Source organism: Micromonospora sp. CPCC 206061 (genome assembly GCF_036906915.1).
Classification (GTDB): Bacteria; Actinomycetota; Actinomycetes; order Mycobacteriales; family Micromonosporaceae; genus Phytohabitans.
This window is the reverse complement of record NZ_JBAKHX010000110.1, coordinates 1-20,124: the sequence shown is the minus strand read 5'-3', so window position 1 is coordinate 20,124 and position 20,124 is coordinate 1. Positions and strand designations below refer to the sequence as shown.

Annotated in this window: 18 protein-coding genes; 5 read left to right on the top strand and 13 right to left on the bottom strand. The window is 71.7% G+C overall.

Annotated elements, in window-relative coordinates; all coding sequences use genetic code 11:
• Window positions 1–2,518: chromosome segregation protein SMC (gene smc, locus V6V89_RS37795; RefSeq protein ID WP_334624475.1), on the bottom strand; the 2,518-nt coding region annotated here is incomplete at its 3' end.
• Window positions 2,519–2,744: 226 nt separating this feature from the next.
• Window positions 2,745–2,939, bottom strand: coding sequence for a hypothetical protein (locus tag V6V89_RS37790; RefSeq protein ID WP_265253161.1), 195 nt, complete (start codon window positions 2,937–2,939; stop codon window positions 2,745–2,747).
• A 309-nt stretch (window positions 2,940–3,248) separates the two neighbouring features.
• Here V6V89_RS37790 and V6V89_RS37785 point away from each other — a divergent pair, with 309 nt between their 5' ends.
• Genes V6V89_RS37785 through V6V89_RS37770 form a run of 4 tightly spaced genes read left to right on the top strand, consistent with a single transcriptional unit; the run spans window position 3,249 to window position 6,979 of the window.
• Window positions 3,249–4,037, top strand: coding sequence for a CAP domain-containing protein (locus V6V89_RS37785; RefSeq protein ID WP_334624474.1), 789 nt, complete (start codon window positions 3,249–3,251; stop codon window positions 4,035–4,037).
• Window positions 4,038–4,083: 46 nt separating this feature from the next.
• Window positions 4,084–5,451, top strand: coding sequence for a GT4 family glycosyltransferase PelF (gene pelF, locus V6V89_RS37780; protein WP_334624473.1), 1,368 nt, complete (start codon window positions 4,084–4,086; stop codon window positions 5,449–5,451).
• The gene (locus tag V6V89_RS37775; RefSeq protein WP_334624472.1) at window positions 5,448–6,518 is read left to right on the top strand and encodes a hypothetical protein; all 1,071 of its coding nucleotides are present in this window, start codon (window positions 5,448–5,450) and stop codon (window positions 6,516–6,518) included. The genes pelF and V6V89_RS37775 overlap by 4 nt, the downstream gene beginning before the upstream one ends.
• Window positions 6,515–6,979: a spherulation-specific family 4 protein gene (locus V6V89_RS37770; RefSeq protein WP_334624471.1), complete on the top strand. Its 465-nt coding sequence runs from the start codon at window positions 6,515–6,517 to the stop codon at window positions 6,977–6,979. Before V6V89_RS37775 ends, V6V89_RS37770 begins: the two co-directional genes overlap by 4 nt.
• Window positions 6,980–7,011: 32 nt before the next feature.
• Here the strand turns inward: V6V89_RS37770 and V6V89_RS37765 are convergent, their stop codons facing one another.
• The 9 genes from V6V89_RS37765 to rsmD form a co-directional block, all read right to left on the bottom strand.
• Window positions 7,012–9,213: an MMPL family transporter gene (locus V6V89_RS37765; protein ID WP_334624470.1), complete on the bottom strand. Its 2,202-nt coding sequence runs from the start codon at window positions 9,211–9,213 to the stop codon at window positions 7,012–7,014.
• An 84-nt stretch (window positions 9,214–9,297) separates the two neighbouring features.
• Entirely contained in the window at window positions 9,298–10,173 is an 876-nt protein-coding gene (gene mutM / locus V6V89_RS37760; RefSeq protein WP_334624469.1) for a bifunctional DNA-formamidopyrimidine glycosylase/DNA-(apurinic or apyrimidinic site) lyase, read from the bottom strand.
• Window positions 10,166–10,912: a ribonuclease III gene (gene rnc, locus V6V89_RS37755; RefSeq protein WP_334624468.1), complete on the bottom strand. Its 747-nt coding sequence runs from the start codon at window positions 10,910–10,912 to the stop codon at window positions 10,166–10,168. Before rnc ends, mutM begins: the two co-directional genes overlap by 8 nt.
• The gene (locus tag V6V89_RS37750) at window positions 10,905–11,882 is read right to left on the bottom strand and encodes a phosphate acyltransferase PlsX (protein WP_334624467.1); all 978 of its coding nucleotides are present in this window, start codon (window positions 11,880–11,882) and stop codon (window positions 10,905–10,907) included. The genes rnc and V6V89_RS37750 overlap by 8 nt, the downstream gene beginning before the upstream one ends.
• Window positions 11,883–11,895: 13 nt before the next feature.
• The gene (rpmF, locus tag V6V89_RS37745) at window positions 11,896–12,069 is read right to left on the bottom strand and encodes a 50S ribosomal protein L32 (RefSeq protein WP_265253153.1); all 174 of its coding nucleotides are present in this window, start codon (window positions 12,067–12,069) and stop codon (window positions 11,896–11,898) included.
• Between the two features lie 4 nt (window positions 12,070–12,073).
• Window positions 12,074–12,637, bottom strand: a complete 564-nt coding sequence (locus V6V89_RS37740; protein WP_334624466.1) for a YceD family protein — start codon at window positions 12,635–12,637, stop codon at window positions 12,074–12,076.
• A 129-nt stretch (window positions 12,638–12,766) separates the two neighbouring features.
• A complete protein-coding gene (locus tag V6V89_RS37735; protein WP_334624465.1) occupies window positions 12,767–13,264 on the bottom strand; it encodes a hypothetical protein in 498 nt (165 codons plus the stop codon).
• A 125-nt stretch (window positions 13,265–13,389) separates the two neighbouring features.
• A complete protein-coding gene (gene coaD / locus V6V89_RS37730) occupies window positions 13,390–13,875 on the bottom strand; it encodes a pantetheine-phosphate adenylyltransferase (protein WP_334624464.1) in 486 nt (161 codons plus the stop codon).
• Window positions 13,872–14,435: a 16S rRNA (guanine(966)-N(2))-methyltransferase RsmD gene (rsmD, locus tag V6V89_RS37725; protein ID WP_334624463.1), complete on the bottom strand. Its 564-nt coding sequence runs from the start codon at window positions 14,433–14,435 to the stop codon at window positions 13,872–13,874. The genes coaD and rsmD overlap by 4 nt, the downstream gene beginning before the upstream one ends.
• Window positions 14,436–14,887: 452 nt before the next feature.
• Between rsmD and V6V89_RS37720 the strand changes: the two genes are divergently transcribed.
• Complete coding sequence (locus V6V89_RS37720) at window positions 14,888–15,997, top strand: cell wall anchor protein (RefSeq protein WP_334624462.1); 1,110 nt, start codon at window positions 14,888–14,890, stop codon at window positions 15,995–15,997.
• A gap of 78 nt (window positions 15,998–16,075) precedes the next feature.
• On the opposite strand, the gene recG is transcribed toward V6V89_RS37720, so the two are convergent.
• Window positions 16,076–18,250, bottom strand: coding sequence for an ATP-dependent DNA helicase RecG (gene recG / locus V6V89_RS37715; protein WP_442935298.1), 2,175 nt, complete (start codon window positions 18,248–18,250; stop codon window positions 16,076–16,078).
• Window positions 18,251–18,264: 14 nt separating this feature from the next.
• Window positions 18,265–19,890 (bottom strand): DAK2 domain-containing protein, encoded by a 1,626-nt coding sequence (locus V6V89_RS37710; RefSeq protein WP_334624460.1) that lies wholly within the window; start codon window positions 19,888–19,890, stop codon window positions 18,265–18,267.
• Between the last annotated feature and the right edge of the window lie 234 nt (window positions 19,891–20,124).

The window sequence follows — 20,124 nt, the reverse complement described above, 5'->3', positions numbered from 1 at the left end:
CACGGCGGGCGGCGGCCCGCTCGCGGGCGGCGCGCTCGGCGGCGGCCTGGCGGGCCAGCGAGTCGGCCCGGCCGGCGATGGAGGCGACCCGCTCCTCGGCGGTGCGCACCGCCAGGCGGATCTCCATCTCGTTCTGGCGGGCCTGCGGCACCGCGGCGGCGATCTGGTCGCGCTCGTCGGTGTCCGGGTCGTCGTCGATCGCGGTGTCCTCGGCCATCCGCAGTCGCTCTTCGAGGTCTTCCAGCGCCACCAGGTCGCGCTCGCGGGCCTCCTCGGCCTTGGTGCGGGAGGCGGCCAGGCGCTCTGCCTCGGCCTTGGCGGAGCGCGCGGCGGCGCCCAGCTCGGCCAGCCGGCGCGCGGCGGCGTTGCGCTGCCCCTCGGCCTCGCGCTTGGCGGCCGCGGCGACGTTTACCGCTTCCTTGTGCTCGGCGACCTCGGCGCGCGCCTCTTCGAGGCTGGTGCGCGCCTCCGCCGCCGCGGCGTCGGCCTCGGTGCGCTTGGTGCGGGCCTCCTCGACCGCCGCCTGAACCTCGATGAAGCTGGGCGCCTTCGCGGAGCCGCCGGCTGCCGCGTACGCGCCGACCACGTCACCGTCGGGTGTGACGGCGCGCAGCTCCGGGTTAGCGGTCACGAGCTGGCTCGCGGCTTCGAGGTCTGGCACGAGTACCACGTCGCGCAGCGCCCGGTGCACCGCTGGCCGGATGCGTTCGGGGCAGCGGACCACGTCGGGCCCCCACTTCGCCCCGTCGGGCAGGGCGGGGCGCAGCGAGTCCAGCGAGCCGATCATGCCGGGCGCCGCGGCACCGCCGACCAGCAGGCTGGCCCGGCCGGCATCTTGGATCTTGAGCAGCCGCATCGCCTCGGCGGCCTCGTCGACACCGGCCACCACCACCGCGTCGGCCAGTGCCTCCAGGGCGGCGGCCAGGGCGGCCTCGTGCCCCGGTTCGACGGACAGCATCCCGGCCAGGCTGCCGATCAGCCCCGGCACCTGGTCGGCCCGGGCCAGCAGGGCACCGGCGCCGTCCTTGCGGCGCAGGCCCATCGCCAGGGCTTCCTCGCGCGCCTTCCAGGTCGCGGCGTCCTTCTCCGCCTTGCGCTCGGCGTCGGACAGGGCTCGCACCGTCGCGCTCGCCGCCTCGTGGGCCGCCACCGCCTCGGCGTGCCGGGCGTCCAGGTCGGCGTTGTCACGGTCGGCCTCGGTGGACAGCTCGGCGACCGCGTCGACGTCGGCCTGCGCCTTCTCCGCCCGGCCCTGCGCGTCGGCATGGGCGGCGGCCAGCCGCGAGATCTCCTCGGCGGAACTGGTGGTGCGGGCACGCGCCGCGTTGACCTGGCCGGTCAGCTTGGCGAGCCCTTCGCGGCGGTCGGCAATCGCCTTGGCGGCGGCACGCAGCGCGCGTTCGGCGTCGGCGAGCTGCCGTTCGAGCTCCTGGCGCCGCTCCACCGCCTCCGCCAGGTGCGCCTGGTCGGCCTGGAGCGCGGCGCGCAGCTCGTCTTCCTGGGCCCGCACCTTCTCGGCCTCGGCGGCCAACTGGTCGGGGTCGCGCCCAGGTCGCTCGTCGTCGGGGGTCGCGGACAGGTGGCGCAGCCGCTCGCTCGCGAGCTGCTCGGTCGAGCGGAACCGCTCCTGGAGCGCGGACAGCTTGTACCAGGTGTCCTGCGCGGCCGTCAGCAGCGGAGCGTCTTCGGCGAGCGCGGCCTCCAGGCCGGCCATCCGTCGCTGTACCTGCTCGAAGTCGACCTCGACCTGCTCGCGCCGCTCGCGCAGGGCGGTCTCGTCGGCGATCTCCTTGTCGAGGGTGGACCGCAGGGTGGCGAGGTCGTCGGCCAGCAGCCGGAGCCGGGCGTCGCGCAGGTCGGCCTGGATGCCCGCGGCGCGCCGGGCCACCTCGGCCTGCTTGCCGAGCGGCTTGAGCTGGCGGCGCAGCTCGGCGGTCAGGTCGGTGAGCCGGTTGAGGTTGGCCTGCATCGCGTCGAGCTTGCGCAGCGCCTTCTCTTTGCGCTTGCGGTGCTTGAGGACGCCGGCCGCCTCTTCGATGAACGCCCGGCGGTCTTCCGGCTTGGCGTGCAGTACGGCGTCGAGCTGCCCCTGCCCGACGATGACGTGCATCTCGCGGCCGATGCCGGAGTCGGAGAGCAGTTCCTGGATGTCGAGCAGCCGGCACGAGTTGCCGTTGATCTCGTACTCGCTCTCACCCGACCGGAACATCCGGCGGGTGATCGACACCTCGGTGTAGTCGATGGGGAGGGCGCCGTCGGTGTTGTCGATCGTCAGCGTGACCTCGGCGCGCCCGAGCGGCGCGCGGCCGGCGGTGCCGGCGAAGATGACGTCTTCCATCTTGCCGCCGCGGAGCGCCTTGGCGCCCTGCTCGCCGAGCACCCAGGCGATGGCGTCGACGACGTTGGACTTGCCGGAGCCGTTGGGGCCCACCACGCAGGTGATGCCCGGCTCCAGCCGCAACGTCGTAGCGGAGGCGAAGGACTTGAAGCCCTTGACCGTCAGGCTCTTGAGATGCACGTCTTTCAATCCTCGCCCGCTGCGACCTCGGGCGCTCGCTGGTGGATGCTTCCCCGCAGGGTAACCCGGACGCTGAGCGCCGGCCCGACACGCCGCGCGCCTCCGCATTGGGGTAGCAGAACGAAGGCAAAAAACTGCGCGCCGCCACTGCTGTGTCGGCGCGCTTTTTCTGTGGTGCGTGTGGAGTTGGACACTGGGCGCCGGTGGTGCCGGCGCCCGCCGGTGATCAGGTCAGAGCCGGTTCCGGGATCCGCAGCAGGTCGCCTGCTTCGGCGGCTGCCGCTGCGAGCCGATCGTTTTCGGCACGCAACCTCGTGACCTCGAACTCCAGTGCCTCAACCCTGGCACGCAGTCGGGTGACCTCGTCGAGCAGACGCCGATCGGGCGCCGCACCTACGTGGCCGTAGAGGGCCTTCGCCATATCGTCTCCTTGTAATGCGCTGCCGGAGTGGCCGGCCAACGCGCGCCCAGCAAAAATCCCCGCGACTATCAGCCCACGGGCACGCGCGGGCATGATTGGGCGCGACTGGCGACACCCCTATACTCCGCCGATACTCGCTCTTCGTCAAGTTACGCAGTAGTAGCTCACATGCGGCTTTCGTCACTCTAATCTCCGGACATGGTCGCATCCTTGGCTGGTCCTTAGATCTTCCTTAGCCCGATTGCCTGCTCTGACCAGGGCACATACGGTCACACCCGGCCGAACACCTCAAGGACCGGAGGCATCACCGTGCCCGGGCGAAGCGATCAAGACCGTTCTGAGCCGCCCACCAGAGGCGCCGGGCGGCACCGCAACGCCAGCCGGGTTCCCGGTCCGCTCGGCCTAGCACTCATCGTCGGCATCCTCCTGTTGACCTTCGGCGGCGGCGCGGCGCTCCTGCGCCCCAGCCTCGCGGACGACGTCGACCCCCGGGTCAACACCGCCGCCGACGACAACGGCGGCGTGGGCGGCTTCGGCGCCAACTCCATCGCCGGCACCGAAGCGCCCGGCACCACGCCGACCCCGGCCGCCACGCCCAGCGCCACCCCGAAGAGCACGCCCACCCCCAAGGCCACCACCCCGGCGCCCAAGCGGACGACGACAAAACCGAAGACCACCACCAGGTCGGCCACCGGCGGCGGCAGCACCGCGCAGTCCGCCGACGAGAACGAGGTCGTCGAGATCACCAACCGGGAACGCGCCGCCGCCGGCTGCGGCCGCGTCACGGTCAACGCCAAGCTCGCCAGCGCCGCCGGGGCACACAGCAAGGACCAGGCCGACCACAACAACATGTCGCACACCGGCAGCGATGGCAGCTCGCCATGGGACCGCTCGAAGCGGGCCGGGTACAACAACGCGATCGGCGAGAACGTCGCCGCCGGATACCGCACGCCCGCCGCCGTCATGGACGGCTGGATGAACAGCCAGGGCCACCGGGCCAACATCGAAAACTGCGACGCCAAGGCGATCGGCGTCGGGCTGGCCTACGCGAGCGACGGCACGCCTTACTGGACGCAGATGTTCGGGTCTGTCGCCTAGTCGACAACCAACCCACACGGGTCGTCGCTGACTCGTTGCGCCCATCATGCGGGTCGCGCTCATCAGCGAGAACACCTACCCGTACGTCCGGCGAGGCGCCGCAACCTGGTGCCAACAGCTGCTGCACGGGCTGGATCAGCACACTTTCCACCTGGTCGCGTTGATCTCGGGTGGTCAGGTGCCGGAGCCGGCGTACCCGATCCCTTCCAACGTGTCGGCCGTGTCCGCGTACCCCGTCAATGGGCGACCGGTGCGGCACCGGAACAGGCCGGCGGCGACCGCGGCGGCGGTCATCCTGTGCCGGGGTTTCCTCAGCGAGGAAACCGGCATGTTCACCGACGGCCTGCGCCGGCTCGCGGACCTCGCGGTCGGCGCACACCCGCTGCACGGGGTGCCGCTCGCCGACGTGCTGCTCGACGCCTGGCAGGCAAGCCGCCAGCCGGACAGCCCGCGGATGTCCGTCCGCGAGGCGCGGTCCGCCGCTGAGTCGATCGAGTACGCCTTACGTCCGCTCGCCGTCCGGTTGCCGCCCGTCGACCTGTGCCACCCGGTCGCGTCCGGACTGCCGCTACTGGTCGCGCTGGCGGCCAAATGGCGATCGGGTACCCCGTTCATGCTGAGCGAGCACGGCACGTACCTGCGCTCCGTCGACGGAAGCGTCAGCGGAGCGAGCGCTGCCGTGCGGTCCGCTTTGCTCCGCTTCTACCGGGCGCTCACCAGGCTCGGGTACGCCGAGGCGGCGCTGATCGCACCGGTGAGCCGCTTCAACCAGCGGTGGGAGCTGCGGCACGGTGCCGATCCCGCCAAGGTGGTCGTCGTCCCGGGCGGCGTGGAGCCGCTGCGCTACCCCGTCCTGCCCAACGAACCGCTCGTGCCGACCGTGGTCTGGGTGGGCAGGATGGTGCCGCGCAAGGACCTGCACACCCTGATCCGGGCGTTCCGGCGGGTGCGCGACGCGGTGCCGCACGCCGGCCTGCGGCTGGTCGGCCCGCAGGACGATCTCGCGTACGTCGCCAGCTGCCGCCGCCTCGTCGACCGGTTGAGCCTCGGCGGCGTGGTGCGGTTTGACGATCCGGTCCAGTCCAGCCGCCAGGCGTTCGCGGCCGGGCACCTGGTGGCGCTGTCGAGCGTCGCCGAAGATATGCCGTACCCCGTCGTGGAGGCCATGATGTGCGGCCGCCCCACCGTCAGCACGGACGTCGGGGCGGTCGCCGAGGTCGTCGGCGACACCGGCGTGATCGTGCCGCCCGGCGATCCCGTTGCCCTGGCCGGCGCCTGCGTCGACCTGCTCGCCGACCCGGCGCGCCGCCGTCGCCTCGGTGCCGCCGGCCGGGCTCGCGCCCTGCGCCTCTACACCGTCGACACGGTGCGGCGGGCCTATACCCACCTGTACCGAGAGGTGACCGCCGCATGAGTGGATCCGTGGCCGAGCTGGCTCAGCGTTTCCAGGGGCCCGTGGTCGACGTCGACGAGCTGGTCGCGGCCCTGGAAGCGACCGGCATCAACGACCGCGAGGCGGCGCGGCGGTACGGCGCACCATCGGTCTTCGCGCTCGGCGAGCAGGTGCTGGGGCACCTGCGCCGGCAGCCCACGCCGTGGCGGGCAGACCACCGCCCGCCGCCGTACCTGGCCGGGGCGCTCGGCCGGGCCGCGCTTCTGGTGTGCGCGCTGCTGCCGCTCGTCCTTCTCAGTGACAGGGCTCCGGTGCTGGCCGCCCTGGTGCTCTTCCCGCTCGTGCGGGCGCTGACGCCGTCGGGCCTGGCGCGGTCCCGCGCTCCTTACAGGTCCGCCAATGACCTCGCTCCCGTCGAGCCCACCCGTGCCGGCGGCGTCTCGTCCAGGTGGCCCCTCGCTCCGGGATGGCGAGGGCTGCACACCGACACCTCCTCCGCACGCCGCGCTCGCGGGCGGGCGGCGCGCGGGCTCGTGGGCCTGGTCGAGGCGGCCGCCATCGCACTGGTGTGGTGGACCGCACCGACCCTGCAACCGCTTCTGGTGGCCGTGCCGCTGGCCGAGATCCTGGTGGCGTGGCACCGCAGCCGCGCGACCGCCGGCCTCGACGGATACGAGGACCTGCGCGCGTTCCGCCGCGAGGTGCGCGGGCTGGCCGCGGTCACCGTCGGCGCCCTCGTGCCCCCGCTCGTGGCCGGCGCGGCCCTCGGCGCGGCCGCGTACCGCCTGCCCTACCGGCTCTCCGCCCATCCGCAGGCCCGCGACCTGGTGCTCGGCATGGCGGCGGCGATGCTCCTCGGCGGGCTGCTCGCGGTGACCGGACTGCTGTGCGCGCGCGGGCGCACTCTCGCCGCCGCGGTGGTGGCCGCCGCACCGCTGGCCGGGGCCGCGGTGGTGGCGTGGCTCCTTCACGCGGCGGTACCCGGATTTGCCGTCCTACCTGGCGTGGTGGTGGCGATCGGCGTCGCGTACCTGCTCGGCCTCGTCGTCGCCGCACACTCCACATTCGACCCGGACGAGTACCAGTGACCGAACCCTTCTTGACCGGCCTGATCGACCTCAACCACGGTGACCGCCCTCTCGCCGACGTGCTCGACGAGGTGGACCTGTGGGCCAGCCGCCTCATCGATGGGCTCTTCCTGGACCAGGCGCCGGCCGACCTGGCCGGGCTCGGCGCGGTCGCGCTGGCCGTGCGGCTGGCCCGCCGGCTCGGCTTCGCGCAGGTCGTGCTGAACCCCGGCCGCCCCGTCGACCCGCGCTATCGCGACCTGGACGCCGAGATCTGCACGTTCGAGGGTGACTGGGCGCGGTATCAGCGCTGGTCGGGTGAGGGTTCGCAGCCCGGTGACGGCCACCTGGTGTACGGCGTCCCGCCAGCCCAACAACCGGCCGCCCACCGCCTGCTCGCCTTACGCCGGGCCGGCCTCGCCTTCGTAACCGCCGGTCACCTCCGTGATCAGGGCGTCATTCAGGTCGCCGGAGCAACTTGAAGGACGCCCTGATCATGGTGTGGGTTCAGGGCCTAGCGAACTCCTACCAACTCGCGGGGTTCCTCAGAGGTGTCCGCGTGGCGGGGTGCCGGGCGCTCCCGCAGGAACTTCGGCGCCCACCAGTTCGCCTTGCCGAGCAGCGTCATCGCCGACGGCAGCACCACCGCGCGGATGATGGTCGCGTCGAGCAGGATCGCGGCGGCGAGCCCGATGCCGAGCTGCTTCATGTCGATCGTGCTCAGCGTCGCGAAGATCGAGAACACCGCTACCATCACGATCGCCGCACTGGTCACCACGCCCGCCGAGCTGGTGATGCCGTACGCGACGGCCTCCTTGTTCGGTACGCCGCGGCGTACCGCCTCGCGGATCCGGCTGACCACGAAGACGTGGTAGTCCATGGACAGTCCGAAGAGGACGACGAAGAGGAATAGCGGCAGCCACGTCACGATCGACTCCATCGACGTGAAGCCCAGCAGGCCCTCCGCCCAGGTGCCCTGGAAGACCAGGACCAGCAGGCCGTACGACGCCGCGACCGACAGCAGATTCAGCAGGATGGAGGTCAGCGCGACCACCACCGAACGGAACGTCAGCGCCATCACCAGGAAGGTCAGCAGCATCACGAAGCCCATGACCAGCGGGAGCTTGCCGCGGATGTGCTCCGCGTAGTCGACGCTGCCGGCGACGTCGCCACCGACGGCGTACTCCACTCCGGACAGTGTGCCGAGCGCCGACGGGATCAGCTGGTCACGCAGCTTGTCGAGCGACTCGCGGGCCTCGTCGGCACGGCTGGCGTACGGGGTGGCGACCTCCAGCGTGCTGACCGTGCGATCAGCGGACACCTGGATCTCCGGTCCGCCCGCCTCGACCGGTGCGAACAGCGGATCGCCGCCGGCACGCGACGCGAGGTCGGTCAGTGCCGCCTTGACATCGTCCGCCTTGGACGCCGGCGCCTGGACGGCTACGAAGTGGACGGTGCCGTTGCTCGGGAACGCGGCGGTCAACCGGTCGTACGCCTGCATCGCCGGTGTGGTGCGCGGCAGGTCTTCCATGCCGGGGAACTTCATCTTCATTCCGAGCGCCGGCACGGCGAGCGCGAGCAGCAGTCCAACCGAGACGAGCAGGGTCATCAGCGGGTGGCGCAGCGCCGGACGCAGTACGGCGGGCCAGAACTTCGGTGCGCCCGAGCGGCGTGCGGACAGGCGCCACAGCAGCGGCACGCGCGGCCGGTCGACCCAGCGGCCCAGCTTGGCGAGGATCGCCGGCAGCACCGTCAGCGAGCCGATCACCGACACGGCGACCACGAGGATCGACCCGACGGCGAGCGACGAGAACACCACGTCCGTGGCCAGGAAGAGGCCGGCCATCGCGATCATCACGGCGATACCGGAGACCACCACCGCGTGCCCGGACGTCTCCGCGGCGATCTCCACCGCGTCGAGATGGCCGCGCCCCTTGGCGCGTTCCTCGCGTTCGCGGCGGATGTAGAACAGGGAGTAGTCCACGCCGACCGCGAGGCCGATCAGCAGGATCACGCTGTTCGTGGTGTCCGTCGAGGGCAGCAGGTGTGAGGCCAGTGTGGACAGACCCATCGCCGCGAACACGGACGACATCGCCAGCAGCACCGGTACGCCGGCAGCGATGAGCGCGCCGAACGCCACGATGAGGATGAGCAGCGTCACCGGCAGGCTCAGCAGCTCAGCCCGCTTGAAGTCGTCGCCGAGCGTGTCGTCGAGCGCCTTGTCGATGGACGGTCCGCCGACCTCCTCCACGCGGACGTCAGGGTGCGCCTGCTGAAGCGAGGTGGTCGTCGCTTGCAACGGTGCCAACCGGTCGGACGCGGTGTCGGCGTCGCCGGTCATGGTGATCGCCACCAGCACCGCCGAACCGTCACGTGCCAGCACCGGATCCGCGACGCTTGCGACGCCTTCGGTCGCCCGCATCCTGGTCACCGCGTCCGCGGCGGCCGCGTCCGCGGCGGCCCTGTCCAACTGTCCACTGGGGGCGGTGATGAGCACGTTCTCGGTGGCGTACTCGTCGAAGTTGCCGGCGATCTCGATGACAGACGCGCGTCCCGCCTCGCCGATCGCCTCGTCTTCGTCGGTCGCCTCCTTGAGGCCGGCCGCGCTGCCCCCCACGAAACACACGGCCACGAAGACCACCCACAACGCGATGGCTCGCCACGGATGTTCGGCGCTCCATCTCGCGACCCGCACGGTCATCGGTCGCTTGCCCATCTCGGGCTCCCCCTCCGTCAACGTCCTGTGTCAGGGACTGACGCTAGGGATCGCGGAGCGCCGCTACATCGGGGATCGACCCGCCTAGGCCCCGGATCTGGTACCGGGGGAATAACCCCGACGCGGCCGGGGCTGGCACCGGGGGCAGCTGTACGACGAGCGGTTCATGAACGGCTCTCGCCGGATCGGGGCGCCGCAGCGACGGCAGGGCTCACCCTCCCGCCCGTACACGTTGAGCGAGCGGTCGAAGTAGCCGCTCTCCCCGTTCACGTTGACGTAGAGGGCGTCGAAGCTCGTGCCACCCGCGACGAGCGCCTCGCCGAGCACCTCGCGCACGTGCGCGAGCAGCCGCGTGGCGGCCGGCTTCGTCAGCGCGTCGGTGGGCCGCAGTCCGTGCAGGCGTGACCGCCAAAGTGCCTCGTCGGCGTAGATGTTGCCGACCCCGGAGATGAGGGTCTGGTCGAGCAGCGCGCGCTTCACCTCGGTGCGCTTACGCCGCAGCCCAGCCACGAATCCCGCGTCGGAGAACAGCGGGTCCACGGGGTCGCGCGCGATGTGCGCGATCTCGGCGGGCAGCTCGGCGCCGCCCTCGGAGTACGACAGGCCGCCGAACGTGCGCTGGTCGACAAAGCGCAGCTCCGAGCCGCCGTCCGCGAACCGGAACCGGACCCTTAGGTGTGCCTCGTCCGGCGCGTCCGGGGGTTGTACGAGCAGTTGCCCCGACATGCCGAGGTGACCGAGGATCGCGTCGCCCGAGTCGAGCGGCAGCCACAGGTACTTGCCCCGCCGGCACACGTCGACCACGGTGCGCCCGGCCAGCGCCGCCGCGAAGTGCGCCGCACCGGGCAGGTGCCGGCGCACCGCCCGCGGGTGGTGCACCTCGACACTGGTGATCCGGCGGCCAGCGACCCATTTGGCCAGCCCCTGCCGGACCGTCTCGACCTCGGGAAGCTCAGGCAACGGTCGCCTCGTTGTCCGAAGCCGGCGGCTCGCCGAACTTCGCCGACAGCGTCCGGTACGCCGCCTCGGCCGCCCGCTGCTCGGCCTCCTTCTTGCTGCGCCCCTCGGCACCGCCGTACCGGTCACCCGCCACCACCACCCAGGCCGTGAACGTCTTGGCGTGGTCGGGACCGGCCTCGTCGATCCGGTACTCGGGCACGCCCAGCCCCAGCGAGGCGGTCAGCTCCTGCAGGCTCGTCTTCCAGTCCAGCCCGGCGCCCCGCCCCGCTGACTCGATCATCAGGGGGTCGAAGAGCCGGTGGATCACCTTCGAGGCGATCTCCAGCCCGTGCTGGAGGTAGATCGCCCCCAGCAGCGCCTCCAGCGTGTCGGCGAGAATGCTCGCCTTGTCCCGCCCGCCGGTGGTCTCCTCCCCCTTGCCGAGCAGGAGGTACGTCCCGAGCCCCTGAGGGCCGAGCCCTCGCGCCACGTCGGCGAGCGCCCGCATGTTGACGACGCTGGCACGCAGCTTGGCGAGCTGTCCCTCCGGGAGGTCGGGATGGTTGTGGAAGAGCGCCGTGGTGATCACCACCCCGAGCACGGAGTCGCCGAGGAACTCCAGCCGCTCGTTGGTGGGCAGGCCGCCGTTCTCGTACGCGTACGAGCGGTGCGTCAACGCCCGGTCGAGCAGGTCCGGGTCGAAGGCGACGCCGAACGCCGCCTCCAGATGCGCGACCGGCGGCCGCTTGCGTTTATCCATGGATCACCCCTAGAAGTGTGGAGATCTCAGTAGCCGCGGCGCGGCGGTGCAGGTGCGCGGCGAGGGCGATGCCGGAGGCCACGTCGGCGCCGGCGGCGGCGCCGTGGCAGACCACCACGGTGCCGGAGACGCCGAGCAGCGCCGCGGCCCGCGGCACGCTCTGCGTTGGCCCGCCGAGCATCATGTACGCGCCCTCGACGCCTTTGAGAAGCACGTTGCCGGTGAACCCGTCGGTGACGACGACGTCGGCGCGCTCGCCGAGGCAAGCCTCGTACCCCTCGACGAACCCGATGTAGCGGGCGCCGGACGGCAGCTGCTGCCCAGCGAGATAAGGATCGGCGGCGCGACGGGCGCGGTCGCCCTTGCCCGGCTCGGTGCCGATGGAGAGGAGCCCCACGCGCGGCTTGTCGACGCCGTTCACGACGGCGGCGTACGCGGCGCCGAGGGCGGCGTTCCGCGCGAGCGTGCCGGGCCGAGCCTCCACGGACGCGCCTACGTCGAGGAGGACGACCGGCCCGGCGACGGCTGGCAGCGTCGTGGCGAGCGCCGGACGGCGTACCCCTGGCCAGCGGCCAAGCCCGAGCACGGCGGCCGTGACAGTGGCGCCGCTCGGCCCGGCGGAGACGGCGCCGTCGACGGCGCCCTCCGCGACGGCGGCTACGGCTGCCCGGACGGTCGTGTCGGGCCGCTTGGCCCCGCTCGCGGCGTCGGCCATGCCGACGGCGCCGCTGATGGGGCGCACGGTCACCCGTTCGCGGTCGACCGCGGGGAGGGCACCAACGATCTCGCCGGCCACCTCGGAGGGGCCGACGAGCAGCAGGCGGAGGTCGGGATCGGCATCACAGGCGCGCAGAGCGCCGTCAACCACGACGGCGGGTGCCCCGTCCCCGCCGAGGAGGTCGACGGCGATCCGCGCGATATCCGGACCTTTCGGTGCCGGTGATGCCCGCCCCGACGTCGGGCGAGTCACGCGCGGAACAGTGTCAGACCTCGATGACCTGGCGGCCGTTGTAGGTGCCGCAGACCGTGCACGCCGCGTGCGGCAGCTTCGGCGAACGGCACTGCGGGCACGCCACGGTGGCGACAGGAGTGGTCTTCCACTGCGCGCGGCGGGACCGGGTGTTGCTGCGCGACATCTTGCGCTTGGGGACGGCCACGTTCTTACTCCTCTTTCCGGGTCAATTGCGACAGGGCCGCCCACCTGGGGTCGACCTGCTGGTGGCTGTGGTCAGCCGGCAGCTCGTCCCACGGCGCCCCACACTCGGGGCAGAGCCCTGGACAGTCGGCTCGGCACAGCGGGTTGGTCGGCAGCGCCAGCACCACCGCGTCCCGCAGCACCGGCTCCAGGTCGACCAGGTCGCCCTGTAGCCGGCCGACCTCGTCCTCGCCGGCCGTCTCGTCCGTGGTGCTGTGCTCGTAGGCATACAGCTCCTGGATCGTGACGGTCACCGAGTCGTCGATCGGGCGCAGGCAGCGGCCGCACTCACCCGTGACGGCACCGCTCACCGTCCCGGAGACGAGCACGCCCTCCGACACCGACTCCGTCCTCAGATCGAGGGTGAGGTCGGCGCCTTCCGGCACACCGATCAACTCCAGCCCGAGGTCTCGTGGCGCCGGTGCCACCCGATTGACCGTACGCATCGAGCCAGGTCGGCGCGGTAGCTCCCTCGTGTCGAGGACCAGCGGCGACCTGGGGTTGAGGTGGGTCTGCGAGTGTTTGGGCATCATGAGACTCCGGCCTGGTAGAGGCCGACGGTCTAGGCTACCCGAGGACCGCCGGCACAGTCGAACCGGCCTCGGCCCCGCGCCTTGGGCCCGAGGGCCCGCGCACGGAGCGAGCGCCAGCCAGCTCAGCTAGAAGGGCAGGGGGCGCTCGTTGTCTTCGCCGACGAACGTGCCGATCTCGCGGAGAGCGTGCATCTTGTCGCGCCCCCGCTCGATCGAGGCTAGCGCCCTGGTCAGGAACTGTTCGAAGTTCGCCAGGGCGGTGTCGACGTAGTCGTCGACCTCTTCGCGCAGCCGCTGCGCCTCTGCCCGCGCCTCGGCGATGATCCGGGCGCCCTCGTGCTCGGCGGAGACGGTGATCTCGTTCACCGACACCAGGCGGGCGTGCTCGGCCTCTCCCTCACTGATGATCCGTTCGGCCTCGTGCTTGCCGGCGTCGATGATCTTGTCGCGTTCGTCCAGGAGCGCGGCGGCCCGCCGCAGCTCACTGGGGAGCTCGGCCCGGAGCTGATCGAGCGCGCCGATCATCTCGCCGCGGTCGACCATGCAGTTGTTGCGCGACATCGGGACCGATCGGGCGGTCTCCACGATCGCGATGATCTCGTCGATGCGGTCGAGCGGGTCCACGGGCCTCACTCCTGTCGTTCTACGGCCGCCCCGTGTTGGTGGGTCCGGCCAGGATGGTGCTCACCTCATGATGCGGTCCGCAAGTGGCCGCCGCGCTCCACCCGCCGGTCCGTGGCGCGTCGCGCCTAGGACGGTGGCGGGCCAAAGCGCTCGCGCAGCCGGGCGGCGACCAGGTCGGGCACGTGCGGCGACACGTCGCCACCCCACTTCGCGACCTCTTTGACAAGGCTCGAGGAGAGGAACGAGTAGAGGGGATTGGTCGGCATGAAGAGCGTCTCCACGCCGGCCAGCCCGATGTTCATCTGCGCCATCTGAAGCTCGTAGTCGAAGTCGCTGACGGCACGCAGCCCCTTGACCACCACGGTCGCCTCCTGGGCACGGCAGAAGTCGACGAGCAGGCCACGGAAGCTGAGCACCCGGACGTTCTCGTACCCCTGGACGACCTCACGGAGCAGGCCGATGCGCTCGTCTTCGCTGAAGAGCCCGGTCTTCGACTGGTTGATGAGCACTCCGACGATCACCTCGTCGAAGAGCCGGCTGGCTCTGCCGATGATGTCGAGGTGGCCGTTGGTCACCGGGTCGAACGAGCCGGGACACACCGCACGTCTCACGAACGGCGACCGTACCAAAGAGTTGTCTCTCCGTATCGGCGACTGTGCTGCTCGGTGATTCCCGGCACCCACGCCACCGGTCCGGTGCGGCTGGACCGCTCGACCACGACCACGGCGTCCGCCGCCAGCCAGCCGCCGCCGACCAGCGCCGACAGCATCGCGGTGACGTCCTTTTCGGGTACCGCGTACGGCGGGTCGGCGAACACGACGTCGTATGCCCCTCCTTCCGGCCCGGCCGCCAGGACCGCGGATACGGGGCCCGAGACCAGCCGGGCGGACCCACCTGCGCCGAGCGCGGCGATGTTGGAGCGGACCACCCGGGCGACCCGCGCGTCCGACTCGACCAGCAGCGCATGGGCGGCCCCGCGCGACAGCGCCTCCAGCCCGACCGCGCCGGACCCGGCGTACAAGTCGGCGAAGCGCGAGCCTTCAAGGTCTACAAGGGAGCCCAACGCGCTGAAGAGGGCCTCTCGCACGCGATCCGACGTCGGTCGGGTGCCGACGCCGGGCGGCACAGCGAGGCGCCGGCCCCCGTACAGGCCGGCCACGATGCGTGTCATGCGCCGCCGCCCGCAGCCGGCCCGGAGTCGAGGGAGCTGTGAGAGCGCGCCGCCCGCAGCCGCCACAAAGCGGAGGGAGCGCAGCGACCGGAGCGACTGGCGGCTACAGGGCGGCTTTCAGCGCCCGAACCGCCCGCACGGAGCGAGGGCCAGAATCGCAGCGACCGAGCGCCAGCGAGCACAGTCATGAACAAAACGCTACGCCACACCAGTCACAGGACTACACACAGACATCACATCGACGCACACTGCTAATCGAAGATCACACATCCATAACGGCATCGTTAGATCTGCCTCAATTGCACCTTCGGTCTTCAGGATTCGCTAAGGTCTGGCGCTGGGCCGACACGTTCCGTCGGCCAACCATCGACGCGGGGTTGGCGTCGAACCTTCGTTGTGATCCGCCCCTCCCCGCGCCGCGCCCCTGAAAACCCCCGTTGTCAGGAGAACGCGTGAACCGTTCGAAGCTGTCGCTGCGGCGACCGCTGACCCTCCTCGGCGCCGCACTCCTCGGCGCCGCGGCCGCGGTCGCGATCGCATCGCCAGCCAGCGCACATCACAGCGAGGTCGCCGGCAAGGCGGTGTGCGACACCACCACCGGCGAATGGATCGTCACCTGGACCGTGACCAGCGTGGCCCCGCCCGGCGTCGAGCGCTACAAGCTGATCAAGGCGGACCTGACCCCGGCCGGGTCCACCGTCACCAACATCGCCGCCAGCACCGGCGACGACTACCCGTACGAGGTGTCGAAGCCCGTCGTTGGCGAACAGCGGGTGCCGGGCAGCACCGAGAGCGCCTCGCTCACCGTCCAAGCCCAGTGGAAGAAGGGCAAGAAGGACTTCGTCGAGCCGAGGCCGAGCACCGGCACTGTCACCCTGGGCGGCGAGTGCGAGAAGGACGTCCCGTCGGTCACCGCTCCGACGGCCAGCTTCGCCTCGGACTGCGAGGGCGCGGTCAAGGTGACCCTCGCCAACGGCGAAGAGGCCAACAAGGCGGTCCAGCTCACCGTCACGGCCAAGGACTTCGAGCAGAAGTACACGCTGGAGCCGGGCACGAGCAAGGACGACATCGTCGTACCGGCCGGCGCCGGCAAGATCTCGGTGGCCGAGAGCGGCAAGGACGCGCCTCTCAGCACCTACACCTGGGAGCAGCCGAAAGGCTGCGTCGAGCCGGACGAGCCCGAGGGCGAGATCGAGTTCACCTGCGATGAGATGATCTTCACGATCAAGAACCCGGCCAACGGCGAGACTGTGACCGTCACGTTCACGCCAAACACCGGCGAGCCGCAGACCCTCGTCGTCGAGCCGGGCCAGACCAAGCAGGCTAAGTTCCCGGCGTCCGAGGGGCTCACCGTGACCGCCTCGTCCGAGGAGTCCGGGGAAGCGACCTTCGCCTGGGAGCAGCCCGAGGGCTGTGAAGAGGGCAGCGGCGGTGGCGGCGGCGACCTGCCCGTCACCGGCGTCGCGGCCACCGGCATCGCCGCCGGCGCGCTGGTCCTCCTCGCGGTCGGCGTGATGATGTTCATGATCGCGCGACGCCGCCGGACGACCTTCACGGCCTGACGGACGAACGCCGCAAGCATTCATCCCTCCCGCGGCCCGCGATGACACCCCCCGGTCATCGCGGGCCGCACCGCTTTCTCAGCCCTTCTCCAGGTACTCGGCGCGCTCCTCGTCGACAAGTGCGGCCACCGACGCCGCCAGCGCCGGATGGCGGGCCAGGTCAGGGTCTTGCTCCACCAGCTCGATCGCGGCCAGGCGGGCCTCACCGATCAGGTCGGCGTCGCGCAGCAGCGACAGCAGCCGCAGGTGTGACCGCCGGCCCGACTGGGTCGCGCCAAGCACGTCACCCTCGCGGCGCTGCTCCAGATCAAGCTCAGCCAGCCGGAACCCGTCGGTGGTCGACGCCACCGCGTCGAGCCGCTCCCGCGCGGGCGTGCCCTCGAGCGCCTCGGTGACCAGCAGACACAGGCCCGGTGCCGTGCCGCGCCCGACCCGGCCGCGCAGCTGGTGCAGCTGCGACACCCCGAACCGGTCGGCGTCCAGCACGATCATCACGGTGGCGTTGGGCACGTTGACGCCCACCTCGATCACCGTCGTCGCGACCAGCACGTCGATCTGCCCGGCGGCGTACGCCCGCATGATCGCGTCTTTTTCGTCGGCCGGCAGCCGCCCGTGCAGCACCCCGATCCGAAGCCCGTGCAGCGGGCCCTCGTCGAGCAGCGGAGCCACCTCCAGCACCGCCAGCGGCGGCCGCTTCCCGTTGTCGTCGAGCGCGGAGGCGTCTTCTTCCGGCGAGGCGCCATCGCCGATCCGGGGGCACACGACGTACGCCTGGTGACCGGCCGCCGCCTCCTCCCGTACCCGCTTCCACGCCCGTTCGAGAAAGGCCGGCTTTTCGGCGGCCGGCACCACGTGCGACGCGATCGGCGAGCGCCCGAGCGGGAGCTGCGACAGCGTCGACACCTCCAGGTCGCCGTACACGGTCATGGCCACCGTGCGCGGGATCGGGGTGGCCGTCATGACCAGGACGTGCGGCGGCTGCTCCGCCTTTGCGCGCAGCGCGTCGCGCTGCTCCACCCCGAACCGGTGCTGCTCGTCGACCACGACGAGCCCCAGGTCGGCGAAGTCGACCCCCTCGTACAGCAGCGCGTGCGTGCCCACCACGATGCCGGCGCTGCCGCTGGCGATCTCTTCGAGCGCCCGCCGCCTGGCCGCCGCGCCCAGCGAGCCGGTGACCAGCGTCACCCGGGTCGCCTCGTCGGCCGCACCCAGCTCGCCCGCCTGCCCCAGCGGACCAAGCAGCTCGGCGATGCCCCGGTAGTGCTGGCCGGCCAGCACCTCTGTGGGTGCGAGCATCGCCGCTTGGGCACCGGCGTCGACCACCTGCAGCATCGCCCGCACCGCAACCAGCGTCTTGCCGGAACCGACCTCGCCCTGCAGCAGCCGGTGCATCGGGTGCGCGGTGCCGATGTCGCGCGCGATCTCCTCGCCCACGTCGCGCTGGCCGGCCGTCAACTCGTACGGCAGCTTCGCGTCGAACGCCGCGAGCAAACCATCGGAGCGGCGTGGTCGCGGCCTGGCCGGCGACGCCGCCGCGCGGTGTTTGCGCTGAACGAGCGTCACCTGTACCGCGAACGCCTCGTCCCACTTCAGCCGCTTCTGGGCGGCGCCCTTCTCCTGATAGGAGCCCGGCCGGTGGATCCACCGGAGCGCCTTGTCGAGCCCGATCAGGTTGTTGCCGGCCCGCATCGTCGCCGGCAGCGGGTCGTCCGGCATGGTCACGTTGTCGAGCACGACCCGGACGCACTTCGCAATCGTCCAGGTGGGGATCCTGGCCGCGGCCGGGTAGACCGGGATCAGTCCCCCGGCGAACTCCTCGATCTCCTCCGACGCCTCGTCCTCGTCGTCCAACATCACGTACTCGGGGTTGTTCAGCTGCCGCTTGCCGCGAAACTCGGTGACCTTGCCGGCGAACAGCCCCCACCTGCCGGGGCGAAGGTACTTGTCGTGCCACATCTGCTTGCGACCGAAGTAGTTCAGCCCGAGCACCGCACCCGCGCCGTCGCCGACCGTCACCTCGAGCATCTCGTCGGCGCCGTTCTTGATCCTGCGTCTGTTGGCGGTGCGGACCTGCGCCATCACCGTGACCTGCTCGCCGACCTCCAGCGCCCGGATGTCGGTGTGCTGGCCGCGCTCGTCGTACCGCCGCGGGAAGTGATACAGCAGGTCGCCGGCCGTATGCAGGTCGAGGTGGTCGGCGAGCGCCTTCGCGGTCTTGGCGCCGAGCCACTTCGTCAGCGGAGTGTCGGTCATGCCTGCTATTTCGGTCATTCCACGCCTACCAAAAGGGGATACAGGGGCTGGCCGCCGTCGTACTCGTTGACCTCGACGAAGGGCCACCGCTGCGCGACGTGCCCGCGCAGCGCCTCGCCGAACCCCGCCGGGGCGTCGGCGCCGATCAGCAGTGTGACAAGCTCACCGCCCCCGCCGAGCAGGCGGTCGAGCAGGTCACGGCACGTCTGGTGCAGGTCGTGCCCGATCAGGTGCACCTCGTCGTCGACCAGGGCCAGCACATCGCCCGGCCGGCACGGGCCCGCCACCGTGAGCGCCTCGCGACTGGCGAAGCAGACCTCCGCGTACCGGCAGGCGCCCGCCGCCTCGGCCATCGCGATCACGTCGTCTTCGAACCGGCGCCCCGGATCACGCACGGCGAGCGCCGCCATCGCCTGTACCGGAGACCGTGTCGGCACGACACTGACCCGCACCCCAAGGGCGTGCGCCTCCATGGCGGCGGAGCTGGCCACGGCCTGCGTGTCGGGGTCGTCAGGCAGCACCACGACGCGGGCGGCGCCGGTGGCCAGCACGGCGTCGAGCAATTCGGCGGTGGACGGGTTGGCCGGCACCACGTGAGCGCCCTCGCCACGCAGCAGGGCCGCCAAGCCGGCACCGGCGGCCACCGCCACCGCGCCCCGGCCGTCCGGCGCTCGCTCCGCCTGCGCCGGACGGCTCTGCGCGGCCACCGCCTGATCCTCGAACCGCGTGACGGAGATGCGGTGTGGCCGGCCCGCCTCGACCCCGGCCTCGATGGCGGCGCCGACGTCGTTGACGTGGACGTGGACATTCCACGTTGGGGGGTCACCGCCGGCGCCCACCACGACCAGCGAGTCGCCCAGGCCGCCCAGGATCTCCTTGAGCCGCTCCACCGCCGGCCCGGCGGCATCCAGCAGGTACTGCACCTCGTAGGCGTACTCGGAAGACCCGGTCTCGCGCGCGGCCGTGACCGGCGGGCGGGAAGCGACCGGCGGCGTCTCCACGTGCTCCCCGGTGACCACCGCCACCAGCGAGTCGAGCAGGACGCACAACCCTCGCCCGCCCGCGTCGACCACACCCGCCCGGGCCAGCGCCGGCAACTGCTCGGGCGTGCGCGCCAGCGCCCGCGCCGCCTCGGCGGCGGCCGACCGGACCACCGCGTCGAGGTCGTCTGAGCCCGCCGCGGCGGCACCCGTCGCGGCCGCGGCGACGACTGTGAGCATGGTGCCCTCGACCGGCTTCGACACCGCCGCGTACGCCGCCTCGGCTGCCGCGCCCAGAGCGCTGGCAACCGCCTCGCCCCGCACGATGGCGGCACCGCCCAGCGAGTCGGCCAGCCCGCGCAGGATCTGCGACAGGATCACCCCAGAGTTGCCGCGCGCGCCGAGCAGGGCGCCTCGCGCCATCAACCGCAGTGCCCGGCCGTGCGCCGTCTGCCCGTCGTCGGTCTCGGCGACCGTGGTGAGATCGAGGTCGACCGCCTGCTGCGCGGAGGCGAGGGTGAGCACCAGATTGGTGCCGGTGTCGCCATCTGGCACCGGATAGACGTTGAGCTCGTCGATCTCGCGCTGGTGCTGGCGCATCGACTCCAGCCCCGCCGCACACCAGTGCCGAACCGCAGCCGCGTCGAACGTCTCCAACACGCGACGAGCCTACTGTCGCCCCCCGACACCCCGCCCGAACCACACCGATCACGCCCCCTCGCGCCCGATCACACCCACCCTCCCCGCCACTCACCTCACCCCTCGCCGCCACCCCTCCCCGCCACCCCTCCCCGCCACCGCTCCCCGCCGCCCCTCGCCGCCACCCGCCGTCGATCAAGAAACCCTGGCCCTTCGGGCCACCCGCAGGTGGGTGAAACTCGTGGTGGCGTCGCT